Raw genomic sequence first — 19,387 nt, 5'->3', positions numbered from 1 at the left:
GACGCGCATCCCGTCCGAAAGGCTCCGCCATGTCCGACCCCGACACCTCGCCCCATCTCGGCCTGCCCTATCTGCTGCCCGGCCAGGCGCAGAAGCACGTCACCCACAACGAGGCCCTGCGCTTGCTCGACGCGATCGTGCATCTCGCTGTGGAGGATCGCGACCGTCCTGCACCCCCTGCGTCCGCCGAGGAGGGTCAGCGCCACATCGTCTCCCCGGCCGCGGGGGGGGACTGGGCGGGGCAGGGGGGGCGCATCGCCGTCCGCCAGGACGGGGCGTGGACGTTTCTTGCCCCCCGCGCAGGCTGGCGCGCCCGTGTGCTGTCGGAGGATCTCGATCTCGTCCATGACGGGACGACCTGGCGCGACGGGACCGCGTCGGGGCTGCGGGCTGCCACGCTCGGCCTCAACGCGGCGGCCGATGCCGCGAACCGCCTGACGGTGGCCGCGCCGGCCACGCTCCTGACCCATGACGGAGAGGGGCATCAGCTCAAGATCAACAAGGCCGGCCCGTCCCGGACGGCCAGCCTGCTGTTCCAGAGCGACTGGTCGGGCCGGGCCGAACTGGGGCTAGCGGGGTCGGATCGCTTCGCCCTCAAGGTCAGCGCCGACGGCGCGGTCTGGTCCGAAGTCCTGTCGGCCGATCCCGCCACGGGGCGGCTGCACCTGCCCGCGGGGGCCGGGATCGACGGCCCCATCAGCGGCACGGCCGTCACGCAGGGCCCCGCGGACGCCACGCCCGACCGCCTCGTGCGCAGCCAGGATGCCGTGCTGCGGGGATCGATCCTCGGGACGGTCGCGCTGGCCGGAGGCCAGCCGGCGGGAGCGGTGATCGAGCGCGGGTCCGGTGCGGGCGGCGAATACATCCGCTGGGCCGACGGCACCCAGATCTGTCTCAGCCCCGTCTTCACGGCCCATGTGACCACCGCGACGGGGGCGATCTTCCGCTCGGGCAGCTTCACCTGGACCTTTCCGGTCCCCTTTGCCGCCGACATGCCGCTGGCCGTCCTGCCGTCCAACGGCAATGCCCTCTTCACGCACTGGATGGTGGCCCGGCCGGTCGATGCGCTCAGCGCCCAGATCGCCTTCTTCGCGCCGGCCTCGGTCAACAGCCGCACGGGTTCGGCGGTGGCGATCGGACGGTGGGCGTGATGGCCCCCTCAGCGCGCGGGCCAGGGGGGCTCCACGGCCAGGCCGGGATGCAGCGGGCGGAACCGCTCCGGCGGCACCCCGGCCTCCGCAAGCGCCCGGTCCAGGGCGCGGGGCGGGTCCTCGCGCCCCTCCCAGGTGAGCTGGAACGTCCCCCAGTGATGGCCGAAGGCCCGTTCCGCCTCGCAGTCGAGCAGGATGCGCACGGCCTCGGCCGGGTCCACATGCTCGTGGCCCACGAACCAGCGCGGCTCGTAGGCGCCGATGGGAATGAGCGCGGCATGAGGCGGACCGAACCGCCGGCGCACGTCGCGGAAGATGCGCCCGTCGCCATAGGCGGTGTCGCCCACATGGTAGAGCACGCCCCCCGTTCGTGCATCCGTGACGACGAACGAGCCCCAGAGCGCCATGCGGCGGTCCCAGAGGCCCCGGGCGGACCAGTGGTAGGACGGCACGCAATGCACGGCGAGCCGCTCGCCCAGGGGTTCGCTCTCGCCCCAGTCGAGGCTGCGCACCGGGATGGCCGGATCGGCGCGGCGGATGATCGCGTCGTTGCCGAGCGGCGTGAGCACGCGCGCCCCGAAGCGGCGCCACAGCCGGGCCAGCGTCGGCGCCTCCAGATGGTCCCAGTGATTGTGCGTCACGAGCACGGCGTCGATGGGGGGCAGGTCCTCCCAGCGCAGGCCCGGCGGATGGGCCCGCCTGGGTCCCGCCCGGCCGCCCGGCCCCAGCCGCTCGGCAAAGACCGGATCGATCAGAAGGTTCAGCCCCGCGAGCTGCACGAGGAGGCTCGAATGTCCGATCGGGACGATGCGCAGGGCCTCGCTGCGGGTCGGCGGGCGGTCTGGCGTCACGGGCAGCGGCAGGTCGGGCCAGCGCCGCGCGATCTGCCCCCGCACGAAGCGCAGCGCCGCGCGCAGACCCCGCCGCGGCACGGGATGGGAGCGGAAGCGGAGCCCGTCGAAATGGGGAGTGACGGGGCCCCGGTGATAGGGGTTGCGCCGCCTCATGCGCGGCGGTCCTCCGCCGGGGCGATCCGGATGCGGAACCGGCGACAGGGCAGGGGCCTCGGCATGGTCATCTCCTCCGGGACGGGCACGGGGATCGGCGCCCGAGCAAACATCATCCCGCCCCGTCTGGCGAGCCCGTCCCCGGCGGCTTTACGCAACGGCGCCCGCGCCCTAGACCGGGACGGGGGGCGGACCGGACAGGGAGCGTCGCGATGAAGGCAGAGCTCGGCGGCGCGGCCGTCCTCGTGACCGGTGCGGCCAGCGGGATCGGCGCCGCCGTGGCGCGGCAGGCTGCCCGGTCGGGGGCGGGCGCGCTCGCCCTGGTGGATCGCGACGGGCCCGGCTGTCGCCGCATGGCCGACGAGCTGGCGGCCTTCTGCCGGACCGAGGCGATCGAGGCGGACCTGGCGCAGAGCGGGCAGGCGCGCGATGCCGCCGCTCGTGCCCTCGACCGGCTGGGCCGTCTCGACGGGCTGGTGAATGCGGCCGGCCTGACCACGCGGGGCTCGGTGATCGAGGGCTCGGCCGGGACCTGGGACGCGCTTCTGGCCGTCAACGCCCGGGCGCCCTTTCTGCTGATGTCGGCGCTTCTGGCCCATCTTCGCGCGCGCGGCGCGCCGGGCGCCATCGTCAACATCCTGTCCATGCACGCCCATGGCGGGGCGCCCGACCTCGGCCCCTATGCTGCGAGCAAGGCCGCCCTGCTCGCCCTCACGCGCAACGTCGCCCATGCCCATCTGCGCGACCGCATCCGCGCCAACGGCATCAATCTGGGCTGGGTCGCCACCGAGGCCGAACACCGGATGCAGGCGGAGACGCTGGGGCAGGGGGAGGACTGGGCCGAGCGCGCGGCCGCCCGCCTGCCGCTGGGCCGCCTCATCGCCCCCGAGGAGGTGGCGCGGCTGGTCGTCTTCCTGCTCTCGGACGCCTCGGTGCCGCTCACCGGCGCGATCATCGACCTCGAGCAGTGGATCGCCGGAGCTCCGCCCCCATGAGCGCTCCCGACCGTCCGGCCGAGGAGCCCATCCGCGACTATGACGGCCTCGTGGCGGCAATCGTCGCGCGCGGCGACCGCCTCAGCCGGCGCCATGCCGAGGTGGCGCACTTTCTCCTCAACCACCCCGAGGATGTCGCGGTCAGCTCCATCGTCCGGCTCGCCGCCCGCGCCGGGGTGACGCCCGCGACGATCACGCGCTTTGCGCAGGAGATGGGACTCGGCGGGTTCTCCGACCTGCAGGCGCTGTTCCGCGAGCGCCTTCTCGGCCCGCGCCTGCCCTTTGCCGACCGCCTCGCCGCGCTGCGCGCGGCCCCCGTGGACGAGGCCGACCTGGACGATCCCGGCCGTCTGTTCGAGGGGCTCGTCGCTGCGGCCGTGGGCTCGCTCCTGCGGATCGAGGAGGGGCTCGACCGTGCGGCGCTCGGGGCGGCGGTGGAGGCGCTGGTGCAGGCGGGAGCGGTCCATGTGGCGGCGGCCCGCGGGGCCTTCGGGATCGGGGCCTATGCCGTCTACGGCCTCGCACGGTCGGGCAAGCGCGCCCATCTCGTCGACAATCTCGGCGCCATGCGGGCCGAGCAGGTTGCGGCCATGGCGCCGGGGGACGTCCTTCTCGCCCTGACCTTCGACGACTATACACCCGAGACGGTCGAGATCGCGCGCCACGCGGCCGCTGCCGGACATGCGGTCCTCGCCGTCACCGACAACCCCCTGAGCCCCGTGGTCCCGCCCGCGCGGCACGTGCTCTACGTCAAGGAGGCCCGTCTCGGTCATTTCCGCTCCCAGGTGCCCGCGCTGGTGCTCTGCCAGACGCTGATCGCCAGCGTGGCACGCCGGCTGGGGCGTGCCGAGACGACGCCGGAGGCGAAACGGAATGTTCGCTCCCATGAGGAATGAAAAAGTCCTTGCACCACGGGCGGCGCGCGCCATGATGGGCCGGGGGGAGACGGATCATGGCCGCGCCGCACTGGAACTTCGAGGGCGCCCGGGTGCTCGTGATCGGCGCCAGCCGCGCCGGGATCGGGGCGGCCATCGCCCGCGCCTTTGCCGCGGCCGGCGCCGCCGTCACGATCACCGGCCTGGAGGAGGAGCCGGCGGAACCCGATCGCGGCCGCTTTGCCTATCGGCGGCTCGACGTGACGGATGGCGCCGCGATCGGGGACCTGGCCGCGGCGCTGCCGGAACTCGACGTGCTCGTGAACTGCGCCGCCATCACCGCGCGCGGCGAGGAGATGGACCCCGCCTTCTTCGCCCGCGTGGTGGATGTGAACCTGTTCGGGACGTTCCGCACCGCTCTCGCCTTCCATCCGCATCTGCGGGCCTCGGGCGGCTGCGTGGTCAACCTCGCCTCCATGTACGCGATCTTCGGCAGCCCGCGGAACCCGGCCTACGGGGCGAGCAAGGCCGGCGTGGCCCAGCTGACCCGGTCGCTCGCCATCGCCTGGGCGCCCGACGGCATCCGCGTGAACGCGGTCGCGCCGGGCTTTGTGGTCACGGAGCAGTCGGCGCGGTCGCGCACCGATCCGGCCCACGTCGCGGCCGTCGCGGCGCGCACGCCGCTGGGCCGCTGGGGCGAGCCCGAGGACATCGCGGGCGCGGTCCTGTTTCTTGCCTCCTCCGCAGCGGCCTTTGTCACGGGGGTCTGCCTGCCCGTGGACGGCGGCTATTCGGTGAGCTGAGGGGGCGATGACGGGCGCCGCACTGATCGGGACCGGCTTCATCGGGGCGGTGCATCTCGACGCCCTCCGCCGCCTGGGCATCCCGGTGCGGGGGCTTCTGGGCAGCAGCCCCGCCCGCGGGGCGGAGCGGGCCGCCGCCTGGGGCCTGCCGCGCGCCTATGCGACGCTCGAGGACCTTCTGGCCGATCCGGCAGTGGAGGTGGTCCATGTCACCTCGCCCAATCGCCTGCACCATCCGCAGGTGTCCGCTATCCTGCGCGCCGGCCGCCACGTCGTCTGCGAAAAGCCTCTGGCAATGGACTCGGCCCAGTCGGCCGAGCTGGTGGACCTCGCCGGTCGCAGCGGACGGATCGCCGCCCTGTGCCACAACATCCGCTTCTATCCGCTCAACCGGCATGCGCGCGGCCTGGTGGCGGGGGGCGAGATCGGACCGGTCCGCCTGATGACCGGCGCCTATCACCAGGACTGGCTCTCGCGCGAGGAGGACTGGAACTGGCGGCTCGATCCGTCCGAGGGCGGAGGGCTCCGGGCGCTCGGCGACATCGGGACGCACTGGATCGACCTCGTCTGTCACCTCTCGGGCCTCTGGCCCGAGGCGATCTTTGCGGATCTCGCCACCCTGCTGCCCGAGCGCCTGCGTCCCGCCGGGCCGGTGGAGACCTTTGCCCGCGACCGCGGCGGCGGCGAGCGCGTCCGCGTCCGGACGGAGGATGTGGGCCTCGTCCTTCTGCGCTTTCCCGGCGGCGCGCGGGGATCGCTCTCGGTCAGCCAGGTCAGCCCCGGCCGCAAGAACGCCATCCGCTGGGAGATCGCGGGCGCAGAGGCCACCCTCGCCTGGGAGGGAGAGGACCCCGACCGGCTCTGGATCGGCCGGCGCGAGGGGCCGAGCAGCCTGCTGCTGCGCGACCCGTCGCTGCTCAATGCCGAGGGCCGTGCGGCCACAAGCCTGCCTGGCGGTCATGCCGAAGGCTTTGCCGACAGCTTCCGTGCCCTGTTCGCCGCGATCTATGCCGACATCGCCGCGGGCCGCCGCAGCCCGGCAGCAGCTTGGGCCGACTTCGCCGACGGCCACCGCATGATGCGCCTTCTGGACGCCGCGGCCGACAGCGCGCGCACGGGCCGCTGGATCGATCTGGCCGCAGGCGAACCCGGCAGACCCCCCGCCCAGCCCCGGACCGAGAGGAGAACGCCATGAAGCTCGGCCTGCTCACCGCCCCCTTCCCCGACCGCACGCTGTCCGAGGTCGCAGACTGGGCTGCCGCGGTCGGGTTCGAGACGCTCGAGATCGCCTGCTGGCCGCGCGAGGGGGCCGAGGCGCGGCGCTATGCCGGCACGGCGCATCTGCCCATCGGCACGATGGGGCGCGAGGAAGCGGCCGAGATCGCGGACGCCCTGCGCGGGCGCGGGCTGTCGATCTCGGGGCTCGGCTACTATCCCAACCCGCTCCATCCCGACGCTGCGGTGCGCGAGGCCGCCTTCGCCCACCTGCGGCGGGTCGTGGAGGCGGCCGCGCTTCTCGGGGTGGGGGTGGTCAACACCTTCCTGGGAGGCGACCGCCATCTCGACCTCGACGAGAACTGGAGCCGTGCGGAGGCGATCTGGCCCGAGGCGATCGCCCATGCGCGCGATCACGGGGTCACGCTCGCCTTCGAGAACTGCCCGATGATCTTCTCGCGCGACGAATGGCCCGGCGGCCACAACATCGCCTATTCCCCCCGCATCTGGCGGCGGATCCTCGAATGGGACGGGGTCGGGATGAACTTCGATCCCTCCCACCTCGTCTGGCAGATGATCGACATCGGCCGCTTCATCCGGGAGTTCGGGTCCCGGATGGTCCATGTCCACGCCAAGGACGTGATGATCGACCGCGACGGCCTCTACGAGAACGGCGTGATGAGCGCCGGACGCGGCTGGCAGGTGCCGCGGATGCCGGGTCTGGGCGACGTGGACTGGGGCGCGTTCTTCTCCGGCCTCTACCGGGCGGGCTACGACGGCCCCGTCGTCATCGAGCACGAGGACCGACGCTTCGAGGGCTCGGAGGAGGCGGTCCGGCGCGGTTTTCTGTTGGCACGGGACGTCCTGCGGCCTTACGTCAAGTGAAGCGCGCCCGCGGGCGCAGAACGGGAGGGAGACGACATGACGCGACGGATTTCGGCGGCTGCGGCGCTGGCGCTGGCGGCGGCGCTCGGGGCGCCCGCGGCGGCGCAGGACATGTTCACCATCGGCGTGTCCAACACCGTCCAGGGCAACGGCTGGCGCGAGCAGATGATCTGCGCCATCCGGGCCCAGGCCCTCGACTCGGGGCAGGTGGCGAGCCTCAACGTCGCACACCGCAACACCGATGCGGCCGGCCAGCTCGAGGACATCCGCAACCTGATCCAGGCCGGCGTGGATGCGATCGTAGTCAACCCTGCCAGCCCCGACGCGCTCAACGACGCGATCCGCGAGGCGACGGCCGCCGGCATCGTCGTGGTCGCGGTGGACCAGGCCGTGTCGGAGGAATCGGCCTTCGTGATCTCCAACGACCAGGAGCAGTACGCCTATCTCGGCGCCCGCTGGCTCTTCGAGCAGCTCGGGGGCGAGGGCGACGTGGTGTACATGCGTGGGGCCGCCGGGGCCTCGGCCGACGAGGACCGCGACCGCGGCTTCCGCCGCGCGCTCGAGGAGTTTCCGAACATCCGCATCGCGCAGGAGGTGTTCACCGGCTGGCAGCAGGACCAGGGCAAGCAGCAGATGCTCGACTATCTCGCCTCAGGCCTGCCGGTGGACGGGGTATGGACCTCGGGCATCGACAACGTGATCGTGGACGCCTTTCTCGAATCGGGCGAGCCGCTCGTGCCGATCGTCGGTGCCGACAATGCCGGCTTCGTCGAGCAGCTGCTGACCGTGGACGGGCTGGTCGGGGCGGCCGTGACCAATCCGGGCTCCATCGGGGGGGCCGGGGTGACCCTCGCGCTCCAGATCCTGAACGGCGAATCGCCCGAGGAGCGTGTGGTCACGGTGACGCCGGAGCTCTGGACGAACGCCACGGAGGAAGGGCGGGCCCGCATCGAGGAGGCGCGCAATCCCGATCTGGACCCGGAATGGCCGGTGAGCGTCTCCATCCCCGGCTGGACCACCTATTCCATGGAGGAGATCATCGCCTGCCGCGGCCCCGGCGAGTGACGCCGACCCGGCCGATCGGGCCGGTCCGCCCCCGGCGGGGCCGGCCCTGCAAGCGAAGGGGACAGGACAACCCGTGGGAGCGATGAGAGAGGCCGCGGCGACGCGGCAGGACGGCCCGGAGGCCGCTCCGGCGCCGGCCGGGCCGCCGATCCTCGACGCGGCGGGCGTGTCGCGCCGGTTCGGGGCGGTCGTGGCCCTGCGCGACGCCTCGCTGCGCGTGGCGCGCGGCGAGGTCGTGGCGCTCATGGGGGCGAACGGCGCGGGCAAGTCCACCTTCGTCAAGATCCTGACCGGAGCCCTGAAACCCGATACGGGGCGCATCCGCCTTGCGGGCCGCGAGGTGCGCCTCACCTCGCCCGCCGCCGCACGCCGGGCGGGCCTCGTGCCCGTGTATCAGGAACCCGCGCTCATCCCCGACCTCGACGTGGGCGACAACCTGCGCCTGACCCGGACGCCCTCCGGCCCGTTCCTGCACTGGGCGGCCGAGCTGGGCCTCGGCGCGGTGCGGCTCGACGCCAGGGCCGGAGCCCTGCCGCTCGCAACGCTCCGCGTCCTCGACCTCGCCCGGGCGCTGGCAGCCGAGCCGGACCTGCTCGTGCTCGACGAGATGACGGCCGCCCTGCCGACCGACCTTGTCGATCGGGTCCTGTCGGTGGTGCGGGCGCAAGCCGATGCGGGCCGCGCGGTCATCTACATCTCGCACCGCTTCGCCGAGATCGCCCGGCTCTGCGACCGTGCCACCATCCTGCGCGACGGCACCACGGTCGGCGATCTGCCCATCGCGCCGGGGGTGGAGGAGCAGGCGGTGGAACTCATGCTGGGCGGCCGCCTCTCCGCGCCGGCGGCCCTGGCGACCCGGGCGTCTCCGGCCGCCTCGGGCCCGCCGCGGCTGCGCGTGCGGAATCTGGCCGCGGCGCCCAAGCTCGCCGGCCTGTCCTTCGACCTCCGGCCGGGCGAGGTCCTGGGCGTCGTCGCGCTCGAGGGGCAGGGGCAGGACGAGCTGTTCGAGATCCTGGGCGGCCTGCGCCGTCCCGAAGCCGGTCGGATCGAGGTGGACGGCCGCCCGCGCGCCTTCCGCCACCCCGCCGATGCCATCGCCGCGGGACTCGCGCTCGTGCCCGGCGACCGGGCGGATGCGCTGCTCTCCGTGCGCTCCGTGCGCGAGAACCTCGCCCTTCCGGCTCTCGCCCGGCCCCGCGCCTGGGGGCCCATCGCCATGCGGCGCGAGGCCGAGGCCGTCTCGCGCACCATCGCGCGGCTCCAGATCGACACGCGCGCCCAGGGCGAGGCGCGCCGCCTCTCGGGGGGCAACCAGCAGAAGGTGACGATCGGCCGCTGGCTGACCGGGGCGCCGCCCCGCATCTTCCTTCTTCTGGACCCCACGCGCGGCATCGACGTGCGCACCAAGCGCCAGATCTATGCGCTGGTCCGGGATCTCGCGTCCGAGGGGGTCGCGGTGCTGTTCTACACGTCGGAACTGCCCGAGGTCCCGCAGACCTGCGACCGGGTGATCGTGCTGTTCGGCGGGCGCGTCGTGGATGCCCTTCCGGCGGCCGAGGCCGACGAGCCGCGCCTGATGCGCGCGGCCTATGGCCTGACCGAGGGCGAAGGCGGGGCCGATCGCGCCCGGGAGGCGGCCCCGTGACCGCCCGCCCGGTCGCCGCGCGGCCCTCCGTCGCGATCGTTGCGGCCCGCCACGGCTGGACGCTGGGCCTGGCCGTGCTGCTGGCGCTCCTGCTCGCGCTTACCAAGATCATCCAGCCGGCCTTCGGCGCCACGGGGCTCGAGGCGCTGGTGCGGGCCGCGCTGCCCTTCGCCTTTGCCACCGCCGCCATGACCGTGGTCGTGATCGCCGGGGGCATCGACCTGTCGGTGGCCTCCATGATGGCGGTGGCCGGCGTGACCGGCGCGGTCCTGATGCAGAATGCCGGAGACGGGGCCGGAGCCCTCCTGGCCGTCGGGGCGGTGCTCCTGGTCGGGGCGGCGATGGGCGCGACCAACGGGTTGCTCATCGTCGGCACCCGCCTGCCCGACATCGTCGTGACGCTGGCCATGCTCTTTGTCTGGGAAGGCGTGGCGCTGCTCATCCTGCGCGCGCCGGGCGGCGCCGCGACCCCGTGGCTGCGCGAACTCGTCGTGGGCCCGCTCGTGATCCCCGGCCTCCCGCCCGCGGCGACCGCCCTCGTGCCACAGGCGCTGCTGGTCCTGGCCGTGATCCTGGCCGCCATCTGGCTGCCCCTGCGGCGGTCGCGGCTGGGTCTCGGGATCTATGCCGTGGGCAGCGACGAGACGGCGGCCTTCCGGTCCGGCGTCTCCATCGGCGCCACAAAGGTCGCCGCCTATACCCTGGCCGGGGTCCTCGCGGCGCTGGGCGGGCTGTCCGTCACGCTCGCCACCGGGATCGGCGAGCCCATCCCCGGCCCCTATCTGCTCGCCTCGGTCGCCGCCGTGGTGCTGGGGGGGGTGGCGCTGGGCGGCGGGCGGGGCGGCCTTCTGGGGCCGCTCCTGGCGGTGTTCATCCTGCGGGTCGTGCGGCTCGACCTGACGCTGCTCGCGGTCGATCCCAACGTCACCACCATCATCGAGGGCACGATCATGGCCGCCGTCGTGATGGCCGGAGGGCTCCTCGCGATGCGGGAGAGACGATCATGACGGCTGCCGCTGCCTCCCCTTCGCCGCTCGCCCGCGCCGCTCGCCTGTTGCGCGACAATCCCGTGATCGCCCTTCTGGCGCTCCTCCTGCTCCTGGTCGGGGTGCTGGAGATCCTGCGGCCCGGCATCGTCAACGAGCGCTGGATCGGCAACACGATCCGCTTCGCCATCCCGCTCGCCATGCTCGCCGCCTGCCAGACCCTGACCATGCTGACCGGCGGCATCGACCTCTCGGCCGGCTCGGTGGCCACCGTCGCGGCCTTTGTGGCGGCCACGCAGGCGCCCCTGATCGGGCCCGAGGCCGCCATGCTCGTGGCACTGGGACCCGCCCTGCTCGTGGGGCTGGCCAACGGGGTGGGGGTGGGGCTCTGCCGCGTCCATCCGCTCATCATGACGCTCGCCACCGGGCTGATCGCGGTCGGCGCGCTCCAGGTCTACCAGCGGGGGGTGATCGCCACGGGCTCGGCCGTGCCGCCGCTCCTGGGCTGGCTCGGGACGGGGCGCAGCTGGGGCGTGCCGCATGCGCTGGTCCTGTTCGTGCCCTTCGCCGCCCTTCTCCTGTGGGCCGAGCGACGCACGGGCTTCGGCCGCCTGCTCTATGCGGTGGGGGCCAACGAACGGGCCGCACGGCTTGCCGGGGTGCGGGTCTGGGGTGTCCATCTCGCGCTCTATGCGCTCTCGGGGCTGATCGCGGGGCTGGCGGGGCTTCTCTATCTGGGCGTGATCCGTGCCCCGTCGCTCTCGCTGGCCGAGCCGCTGCTCCTGCCCTCCGTCGCCGCGGCGGTGATCGGCGGAACCTCCATCTTCGGAGGGCGCGGCGGCTATGCCGGCACGATCGTGGGTGCGCTGATCCTCACCGTGCTCGGCACGCTGCTCACGATGCTCCAGATGCCCGAGGGCGGCCGGCGCATCCTGTTCGGTCTCATCATCCTCGTCGTCACCGCCGCCTATCTGCGCCTCACCGACCGCGGCTGAGCCGCCCAGCCAAGGACCCCCGCCATGCCGCTTCGCGTCGCCGGAATCAGCTTCGACCACATGCACATGGGCGACCTGCTCCGGATGGTCCACGACCATCCCGGGGCTGAGATCGTCGGGATCTTCGACCCGGACCGGAGCCGCATGGACGCGGCCGCCCGGACCTTCGCCATCCCGGAGGAACAGATCTTCACCGATCTCGACCGCTGCCTCGCGGAAGCGCGCCCCGACCTCGTGCTGCTGTGCGCCGCCACGGCCGCGCATGCCGACTACGTCGAACGCCTCGCCCCTCGCGGCGTCCACATCCTCGTGGAGAAGCCCTTTGCCGCCTCGGCCGACGACGCGCGGCGCATGATCCGCGCGATGGAGGGAACGGGGCGGCTTCTGGCGATCAACTGGCCGCTCGCCTGGTATCCGCCGCACCGCACCGCCAAGCGGCTGCTCGACGAGGGAACGATCGGCACGATCACCGAGGTGCACCATTACGGCGGCAACCGCGGTCCCCTCTTCCACCTCGCCGACAAGGTGGAGGTCACCCCCGAGGAAGTGGAGCGCCAGAAGCCCCATGCCTGGTGGTACCGGCGCGAGGCGGGCGGGGGATCGCTGCTCGACTATCTGGGCTACGGCGCCACGCTCGGCACCTGGTTCATGGGCGGCGAAGCGCCTCTCGAGGTGACGGCTGCGACCTGGGGCGCGCCGGGGCTCGAGGTGGACGAGCACTCCATCACGATCTGCCGCTATGCCCGGGGCCTCAGCAAGATGGAGACGCGCTGGGGCACCTTCACCGATCCCTGGGTTCACCAGACCCAGCCCAAATGCGGTTTCGTCCTCGTCGGCACGGATGGCACGATCGCCAGTTACGACTACGAGGATCACGTCACCGTCCAGACCCGCGCCCGGCCCGAGGCAACGCCGGTCCCCAACGACGTCCTGTCCGAGGGGATGCGCAACCCCATCGAGTACCTCGCCGCCTGCCTGCGCGAGGGCCGACCCGTCGAGGGGCCGCTCGACCCCGCGCTCTGTCTCGTGGCGCAGCGCATCGTGGACACCGCCGCGCGCTCGGCCGCCGAGAAGCGCACGCTGGAGCTTGTGCCATGACCGACGAGAGCCGTGCCGCCGAGACAAGGACGGAAGGCATGCCCGATCAGGACAGCTATGCCCTGAAATCGGTCAACCTGCCGGAGATCCCCGCGCCCGACCTCCCCTATCGCCCGCCCAGTCCGCGGGGCAAGGCTCCGCGCATCGGGCTGATCGGGGCAGGTGGCATCGCCGCCGCCCATCTGGATGCCTACCGGGCGGCCGGCTGGGACGTCGCGGTGATCTGCAACCGCACGCGAGCGCGGGCCGAGGCTCGCGCCCGCGAGTTCTATCCCGAGGCGCGCGTCACCGATGACTGGCGCGAGGTCTTGGCCGATCCGTCCATCGAGGTGGTGGACGTGACGCCGCATCCAGCCGACCGCCTGCCGATCCTGCGGGCCGCGCTTGAGGCGGGCAAGCACGTGCTCTCGCAGAAGCCCTTCGTGCTCGACCTCGACGAGGGCGAGCGGCTCTGCGACCTTGCGGACGCGCGCGGCGTGCGTCTGGCCGTGAACCAGAACGGCCGCTGGTCGCCCCACATGGCCTGGATGCGCGCGGCGGTCCGGCAGGGCCTGCTGGGGGACGTGGTCTCCTGCCATGTCTCGATCCACTGGAACCACGGCTGGATCGCCGGCACGCCGTTCGAGCGGCTGGAGGATCTGGTCCTCTACGATTTCGGCATCCACTGGTTCGACTTTCTCGCCTCCGTGGCGCCGGGGCGGGCGCGGAGCGTCTTTGCCACCGCCGCGCGTGCCCGCGGACAGGCGGCGCGTGTGCCGCTTCTGGCGCAGGCGCTGGTGCGGCTCGAGGACGGGCAGGCGTCGCTCGTCTTCGACGGCGCCCTCGCGCACGGGCCGCGCGACACCACCTATGTCGGCGGCACCCAGGGCAGCCTTTTCAGCGAGGGGCCGGATCTCGGCACGCAGACCGTGACGCTGACGCGCGCGGACGGATGGTCGCGGCCGTCCCTCGAGGGGAGCTGGTTCAACGACGGGTTCCGCGGCGCCATGGGCGAGCTGCTCTGCGCGATCGAGGAGGGCCGCGAACCCGGTCACGCCGCACGGGCCAATCTCGACAGCCTCGCCATTGCCTTTGCGGCCATCGAATCGTCCCATTCGGGCCGGGAGGTGGCGGTGGGATCGGTCCGCCGGATCGCCGTCTGATCGCCTCAGGCGGCGATCAGCCCGGCTGCCCGCGCGCCGTCCAGAAGCGAGGCGGCCACGTGATGGGCATGGGCGCCGCGGGTGGGCTGGATGTCGGGTACCTGCACCACCGTCAGACCGGCCGCATGGGCCGACCGTGCCCCCGTCTCGCTGTCCTCGAAGGCGAGCGCGCGGGAGGGCTCCACCCCCAGCCGCTCGACCGCCAGAAGATAGGGGTCCGGCGCCGGCTTGGGCGCGGCCACATCGTCGAACGTCACCATGGTGCGGAAGTGGCGACGCAGCCCCGCCGCCTCCACCTTCTCCTCTGCCGGTCCGCGGCGCGACGAGGTGGCGAGCGCCACCGGCACGCCGCGCTGCTCGAGCATCCCGAGCAGGTCCAGCGCGCCCGGCTTGAGCGGGATGCCGCGCGCGAAGCGCTCCGAACAGCGGCGGTCCCATTCGGCGAAAAAGGCCGCCAGCTCCACCGTGGCACCGGCATGTTCCTCGATCAGGCGGACGCGGGTGCGGTCGTCGATCCCCGCCAGACTCTCGAAGAAGGGCAGGTCCACCGGCAGGCCCAGGGCGGCGCAGGCTTCGACGCCGGCCTCATTGCACAGGGATTCCGTGTCGATCAGGGTTCCGTCGAGATCGAACACGACGGCGGCAAAGGGGCTGGGCATCGGGTCTCCTCGGGAACCGCCCGGGACGTAGCCTGCCCCATGTCCCCTGTCGAGGGGTCGCCCAACCAGAGACGGAAGCGCCGCAGGCCCGAGGGCTGAAGGTCCAGCGCCTCGATCCGGCATCCAGGCGCGGCGGCCGGATCGGCATCGGGGCGCAGATCGATCCAGGCCGCCGTCCCCGGAAGGGAGGCAAAGCGCCACGCGATGCCGCTTCCGGGCACCGAGCCGCCCCCGGCCAGCCAGCCCACGACGATCTCCCGGATCGTCCTCGCCGACACGGCCAGCGGCCGTCCCGTCCAGCCTGCCCCGAACCCCCCACCGCCGCCCAGCCGGAAGCTGCTGGCCGCCAGCACGAACCGGTCGGCCGCGGCCACGGGCCGGCCCGCATGCTGCAGCGCCGCAATGCGCCGCCCCGGCGGCCGGGACGGGTCCACCACCCATTCGAGCCCGGACAGCACGTCGAATCCGTATCCCGGCACGTCCCCGGCCAGCAGAGGCTGGTCCGTCTTGCCGCGGCGCAGGGTCGCGAAGACGGCGGCGCTGCGCTCCAGCCAGCCGCGCAGATCGGCCCCCGTGATTTCCAGCACCACCAGCCGGTCGGGATGGGGATGCAGCGCGAGCGCGTCGCGCAGGCGCAGCGGACCCGGCGACAGCGCGAGGCTGCCGCCTCCGCCCGCGAGGCGGAACGGAGCCGCCGCCGCGACGAGGGGCAGGCGGGCCTCGGGCCGGTCGCCGAGCAGCTGCCGCGCGGCCGCCGTCTGAGCTGCGGCGACCAGCGCCAGCGTGCGGTCCGGCGCCACGAGCGCGAAGGCGTTCGACAGCGGCGATTCGAGCGGTGCCAGCGGACGGCGCAGCAGGGCCCGGACACGCCGGTGGGCGGGGGCTGCCATCCCGGCCAGATCGGGGTCCGGGATCGCTCCCGCCGTCGGCACCGCGCGGGCCCGCGAGGCGACCGTCCGCCACGATCCGTCCCGCCGCGCCAGAAGCAGGTCGATCACGCCGACATGGCTGCCGTGACAGCCCGGCTGGACGGCCGCGACCGCCCCGATCCGCCCCGGCTGCCGGCCTGCGGGAAAGACCTCGTGGGTGTGGCCGAGGATCAGCGCATCGATCCCCCCGACCCGGGCGAGCAGCTCCGCCGTCCGCTCCCCCTCCGGCGCCTCCCGGTCGTGGGGTCCCGCATGACACAGCGCGATCACCACATCGGCACCGGCCGCGACGAGGTCGGGGATCTCGCGCCGCGCCGCCGTGACGATGCCCTCGGCGACGAGGCGCCCGCCGAGGACGACCCCGTTCCAGGGCACGGTCTGCGGCGGTGCAAAGCCCGTGATCCCGATCCGCAGAGGGTGCATGACACCGCCCCTGTCGCAAGCCTGCCGCTCGAGCACGGCCCACGGCCCCCAGCGGGCAGGCTCGTGCGGCAGGCGCAGATTGGCGCAGACGATCGGATAGGGCAGGGCCCCGATCCGGCGCAGCAGCGGGTCGAGGCCGAAGTCGAGATCGTGATTGCCGAGCGTCGCGGCATCCGGGCGGAGCGAGGCCAGCGCCGCCGCGACCGGATCGGGCCCGCGCGGCCGTCGCTCGCCGCAGCCGCCCATCCACCAGTCCGCGAGCGGCGTGCCCGTGAACGTGTCGCCATTGTCGAGCAGCAGGCAGGCTGCCCCGCGCGCGGCGCTCCGCAACCGGCGGACCACCGTCGCCACGCACGCGATCCCCATGGCTGCCGCCGGGCGGTCGGCATAATAGTCGAAGGGCAGAAGATGACCGTGGAGATCGCTCGTGGCCAGGATGCGAAGCCGGATCGTGCCGCCCGTTGCCGTTGCCGGATCGGTCCGCACCGTCTTCCGTGTCGCCATCGGGTCCGTCCCCCTCCGTTGCCTCCCGATCCAGCAACCCTTGATCGGGACGCGCCCGGCAAGCCTGCCGGCCTCCTCGGGCCTGCCGTGCCGGCGGTGAGCGCGTCGTGAAGGACACGCTCGCCCTCGCACCCGCCGTCTGCGCGCTCGACCGCGCCGCGCATCTGCGCACCGACCCGGAGGCCCTGTCGCGGCTGGCGCGCAGGACCGGTGCCCGCCGCCTGGCCCTGGCAGAGACGGGCGATGCCCTGGCGCACGAGGTCGGGGGCGTCGTCCGCCCCATCCTGGAGGAGGGGGCCCGGCCCGAGGACATCTTTCTGGGCCTTCTGGACGACGAGGGCCTGTGGACGGGCCTCGCGACAGACCCGCCGCCGGAGGCCAGGCCGCTCGATCTGCGCACCGTCCTGGCCACGCTCGACCCGGCCCACGCGGAATGCGCGGCGCTCGCGCGGGCGCTCTGGACCTGGCACGGGCGGCACGGGTTCTGCGCCGCCTGCGGCGCGCCCAGCCGGATCGTCGCCGCAGGCTGGCGGCGCGACTGCCCGGCCTGCGGGGCTCAGCACTTCCCGCGGACCGATCCGGTCGTCATTGCCCTGGTCCTGTCGGGCAATGCGGTGCTGCTCGGGCGGTCCCCCGGCTGGCCCGAGGGCATGCACTCGCTGCTCGCGGGTTACATGGAGCCCGGCGAGACGGTGGAGGCGGCGGTGCGCCGCGAGGTGGCCGAGGAGGCGGGCGTGCCGGTCGGCCGGGTGCGCTACCTGGCCAGCCAGCCCTGGCCCTTTCCCGCCTCGCTGATGCTCGGCTGTCGGGCCGAGGCGACAGGCCGGGCGCTCGCGCCCGATCCGGCGGAGATCGAATCGGTGCTCTGGGTCGGGCGCGAGCGTCTGCTGTCGGTGTTCATGGGGCGCGACGCTGCGCTGCGCGCGCCACGCCCCGGCTCCATCGCATCGTTCCTGCTGCGCGAATGGCTTGCCGGACGGATCGGTTCGGATCAAGGCTGAGGGGGGCAGGGGAGGCGGCCATGGACATCACCGTGCAGGAGGATGTGGGCCTGGCGGCCGCCGACCTGTTCGAACGCATCACGGACACGGCCACCTTCGAGCGGCAGGCCCTGCGCCGGGGGGCCGAGCTGCGTCGCCTCGACCGCCAGCCCCGCCCCGGACCAGGGGCCGCCTGGCATGTCACCGTCCCCTTTCGCGGCCGCCGGCGCGAGATGCAGATCGAGATCAGCCGGATGGAGAGCCCGTCGCTCGCCGAGGCGCTGATCCGCGGCGGCGGCATGGAGGGTGTGCTGCGCGCCGAATGCGTGGCCCTCTCCCGGACGACGACCCGGCTCACCGTCCATCTGCATCTGGAGGGACGGACCCTGCCCGCGCGCCTTCTGGTCCAGTCGTTCCGGCTGGCCCGCGCCTCGCTCGAGCGGCGCGCGGCCGACCGTCTCTCCGCCTGGGCCCGCAGCCAGGAGGCCGCGCCCGCCCGGCGCCGGGCGCCCGGCGTCAGAAGCTGAAGCTGACGCCGAAATTGATCGAGTTGGTGACGATGTCGGTCTCGAGCGTGCCGCCCCCGGCGAGGTCGGCGCTGTTCATCGAGTAGCTGCCCTTGTATTCGCCGAACACCGACCACCGGTCGGTCAACGCATAGGAGGCCCCCGCCATCCAGGTCACGGCCGGGCCGGTGACCTGATAGCCCCAGGTCCGGCTGTCGCCGCTCACCACCTCCACATGCGGCACCGCCAGCCCGATCCCGGCCCCCGCATAGGGGGTGAGGGGGCCCAGAGCCTCGGGCCAGCGGTAGAAGCCGTTCACGGTGACGAGGTTGAGCCCGTCGCTGAACTCGAAATGCTCGAGACCTGCGCGGTCGAGCGTCTCGCGGTCGGCATAGACCTTGGCATGGTTCAGCTCGACGCCCCAGCCGAGATTGCCTCCCTCCGGCCACCAGGTCGCCCGGAGGCCCCAATGCGGCGGCATCTCGAACGAACGTCCCTCCCAGCCGGCCGTGAAGTCCGCATCGGGAATCGCGTCGTCGCCGCGGATCGTCACGCCCGAATGCGGCGCCGTCTGCCAGCCGCCATAGAGGCCGATCTCGACCTCCGCCCAGGCGGGAGCGGCCGACAGGGCCAGAAGGAGCGCAGCACCCGCGCGCAGCGATCGGAATGGGGAAAGGGTCGCGGTCATGCGCGCAAGCTAAGGGCAGGGGGGGCGTCCCGCAAGGCGCGGCCCGCGCCTGCGCCGCCTTTTGCCGAGCAACACGGCCGGGCTGCTTGTGGCGCGGCCGCGGCGGGGGTGCGTCCTGTCGTCCCGGCCTGTCCCGGACGGCTGGACGGGGCCGGATTTGGTGATAAGAACCGGCCGAGCGGGCAGCCCTCCGGGACTGCTCCCGTCCGCGTTCCAAGGCGGCCGAGTCCGCCCCTGCCGAAAGAGGTCCCCGTGTCGCATCCCGACGCATCGCAGCCCACCCGCCGCGACTTCATCTACTACGCGACGGCCAGCGCCGGCGTCGTGGTGGCGGGGGCGGCGGTGTGGCCCCTCATCAACCAGATGAACCCCTCAGCGGACGTGCAGGCGCTGGCCTCCATCCGGGTGGACGTGTCCGACGTGTCGCCCGGCACGCAGATCACCGTGCTCTGGCAGGGCAAGCCCGTCTTCATCCGCGCCCGGACCGAGGCCGAGATCGAGGCGGCGCGCGCCGATGACGGGGCCAGCCTGCCCGACCCGGAGGCCAACAACGCCAACCTCGCGGGCGAGGCGCCGGCCATCGACGCCAACCGGGCCCTGCCTAACCCGGAAGGGTCCGACCTGCCCGAGGGCACCTGGCTCGTGCAGATGGGCATCTGCACCCATCTGGGCTGCGTACCCCTCGGTCAGGCCGGCGATTTCAACGGCTGGTTCTGTCCCTGCCACGGCTCGCATTACGACACGTCGGGACGCATCCGCCGCGGCCCCGCCCCCCGCAACCTTCCGATCCCGGTCGCCGCCTTTGTCGAGCCGACCGTGATCCAGCTCGGCTGAGG

The 19,387-nt window shown here is 73.3% G+C and carries 19 protein-coding genes; 15 read left to right on the top strand and 4 right to left on the bottom strand.

Annotation, left to right across the window (positions count from 1 at the left end; all coding sequences use genetic code 11):
• The first annotated feature begins 29 nt into the window (after nt 1-29).
• The gene (locus tag GT358_RS02335; RefSeq protein WP_166580938.1) at nt 30-1,151 is read left to right on the top strand and encodes a DUF2793 domain-containing protein; all 1,122 of its coding nucleotides are present in this window, start codon (nt 30-32) and stop codon (nt 1,149-1,151) included.
• Between the two features lie 8 nt (nt 1,152-1,159).
• Here the strand turns inward: GT358_RS02335 and GT358_RS02330 are convergent, their stop codons facing one another.
• A complete protein-coding gene (locus tag GT358_RS02330; RefSeq protein ID WP_166580937.1) occupies nt 1,160-2,158 on the bottom strand; it encodes an MBL fold metallo-hydrolase in 999 nt (332 codons plus the stop codon).
• A 212-nt stretch (nt 2,159-2,370) separates the two neighbouring features.
• On the opposite strand from GT358_RS02330, the gene GT358_RS02325 reads away from it, so the two are divergent.
• The 11 genes from GT358_RS02325 (at nt 2,371) to GT358_RS02275 (ending at nt 13,862) form a co-directional block, all read left to right on the top strand.
• Nucleotides 2,371-3,153, top strand: coding sequence for an oxidoreductase (locus GT358_RS02325; RefSeq protein WP_166580936.1), 783 nt, complete (start codon nt 2,371-2,373; stop codon nt 3,151-3,153).
• Nucleotides 3,150-4,049 (top strand): MurR/RpiR family transcriptional regulator, encoded by a 900-nt coding sequence (locus GT358_RS02320; RefSeq protein ID WP_166580935.1) that lies wholly within the window; start codon nt 3,150-3,152, stop codon nt 4,047-4,049. Before GT358_RS02325 ends, GT358_RS02320 begins: the two co-directional genes overlap by 4 nt.
• A gap of 56 nt (nt 4,050-4,105) precedes the next feature.
• Complete coding sequence (locus GT358_RS02315; protein WP_166580934.1) at nt 4,106-4,831, top strand: SDR family NAD(P)-dependent oxidoreductase; 726 nt, start codon at nt 4,106-4,108, stop codon at nt 4,829-4,831.
• Between the two features lie 7 nt (nt 4,832-4,838).
• Nucleotides 4,839-6,026, top strand: coding sequence for a Gfo/Idh/MocA family protein (locus GT358_RS02310; protein ID WP_166580933.1), 1,188 nt, complete (start codon nt 4,839-4,841; stop codon nt 6,024-6,026).
• Nucleotides 6,023-6,931 carry a sugar phosphate isomerase/epimerase gene (locus tag GT358_RS02305; protein WP_166580932.1) on the top strand — a complete coding sequence of 303 codons (909 nt, stop codon included), beginning with the start codon at nt 6,023-6,025 and terminating at the stop codon, nt 6,929-6,931. The genes GT358_RS02310 and GT358_RS02305 overlap by 4 nt, the downstream gene beginning before the upstream one ends.
• 36 nt (nt 6,932-6,967) lie before the next feature.
• Nucleotides 6,968-7,996 (top strand): ABC transporter substrate-binding protein, encoded by a 1,029-nt coding sequence (locus tag GT358_RS02300; RefSeq protein ID WP_166580931.1) that lies wholly within the window; start codon nt 6,968-6,970, stop codon nt 7,994-7,996.
• 82 nt (nt 7,997-8,078) lie between these two features.
• On the top strand, nt 8,079-9,641 hold the full coding sequence (locus GT358_RS02295) for a sugar ABC transporter ATP-binding protein (protein WP_166581083.1): 1,563 nt from the start codon (nt 8,079-8,081) through the stop codon (nt 9,639-9,641).
• Nucleotides 9,638-10,648, top strand: coding sequence for an ABC transporter permease (locus tag GT358_RS02290; RefSeq protein ID WP_371416196.1), 1,011 nt, complete (start codon nt 9,638-9,640; stop codon nt 10,646-10,648). Before GT358_RS02295 ends, GT358_RS02290 begins: the two co-directional genes overlap by 4 nt.
• On the top strand, nt 10,645-11,622 hold the full coding sequence (locus GT358_RS02285; RefSeq protein WP_166580930.1) for an ABC transporter permease: 978 nt from the start codon (nt 10,645-10,647) through the stop codon (nt 11,620-11,622). The genes GT358_RS02290 and GT358_RS02285 overlap by 4 nt, the downstream gene beginning before the upstream one ends.
• Before the next feature lie 24 nt (nt 11,623-11,646).
• Nucleotides 11,647-12,720: a Gfo/Idh/MocA family protein gene (locus GT358_RS02280; RefSeq protein ID WP_166580929.1), complete on the top strand. Its 1,074-nt coding sequence runs from the start codon at nt 11,647-11,649 to the stop codon at nt 12,718-12,720.
• On the top strand, nt 12,717-13,862 hold the full coding sequence (locus GT358_RS02275) for a Gfo/Idh/MocA family protein (protein WP_208103259.1): 1,146 nt from the start codon (nt 12,717-12,719) through the stop codon (nt 13,860-13,862). Before GT358_RS02280 ends, GT358_RS02275 begins: the two co-directional genes overlap by 4 nt.
• 5 nt (nt 13,863-13,867) lie before the next feature.
• On the opposite strand, the gene GT358_RS02270 is transcribed toward GT358_RS02275, so the two are convergent.
• Both GT358_RS02270 and GT358_RS02265 read right to left on the bottom strand, forming a co-directional pair.
• Nucleotides 13,868-14,521, bottom strand: coding sequence for an HAD family phosphatase (locus tag GT358_RS02270; protein WP_166580928.1), 654 nt, complete (start codon nt 14,519-14,521; stop codon nt 13,868-13,870).
• Nucleotides 14,473-16,377: a bifunctional UDP-sugar hydrolase/5'-nucleotidase gene (locus tag GT358_RS02265; RefSeq protein ID WP_166580927.1), complete on the bottom strand. Its 1,905-nt coding sequence runs from the start codon at nt 16,375-16,377 to the stop codon at nt 14,473-14,475. The genes GT358_RS02270 and GT358_RS02265 overlap by 49 nt, the downstream gene beginning before the upstream one ends.
• 107 nt (nt 16,378-16,484) lie before the next feature.
• Here GT358_RS02265 and nudC point away from each other — a divergent pair, with 107 nt between their 5' ends.
• Together nudC and GT358_RS02255 are read left to right on the top strand one after the other, a co-directional pair.
• Complete coding sequence (gene nudC, locus GT358_RS02260; RefSeq protein WP_166580926.1) at nt 16,485-17,378, top strand: NAD(+) diphosphatase; 894 nt, start codon at nt 16,485-16,487, stop codon at nt 17,376-17,378.
• Nucleotides 17,379-17,398: 20 nt separating this feature from the next.
• Nucleotides 17,399-17,884 carry an SRPBCC family protein gene (locus GT358_RS02255; RefSeq protein ID WP_166580925.1) on the top strand — a complete coding sequence of 162 codons (486 nt, stop codon included), beginning with the start codon at nt 17,399-17,401 and terminating at the stop codon, nt 17,882-17,884.
• On the opposite strand, the gene GT358_RS02250 is transcribed toward GT358_RS02255, so the two are convergent.
• Entirely contained in the window at nt 17,874-18,551 is a 678-nt protein-coding gene (locus tag GT358_RS02250) for an outer membrane protein (protein WP_166580924.1), read from the bottom strand. The genes GT358_RS02255 and GT358_RS02250 overlap by 11 nt on opposite strands.
• Before the next feature lie 252 nt (nt 18,552-18,803).
• On the opposite strand from GT358_RS02250, the gene petA reads away from it, so the two are divergent.
• Nucleotides 18,804-19,385, top strand: a complete 582-nt coding sequence (petA, locus tag GT358_RS02245) for a ubiquinol-cytochrome c reductase iron-sulfur subunit (RefSeq protein WP_166580923.1) — start codon at nt 18,804-18,806, stop codon at nt 19,383-19,385.
• Nucleotides 19,386-19,387 lie beyond the last annotated feature (2 nt).

Source organism: Rubellimicrobium sp. CFH 75288 (assembly GCF_009904055.1).
Taxonomy (GTDB): Bacteria; Pseudomonadota; Alphaproteobacteria; order Rhodobacterales; family Rhodobacteraceae; genus Rubellimicrobium.
This window is presented reverse-complemented; position numbering and strand designations above follow the sequence as displayed.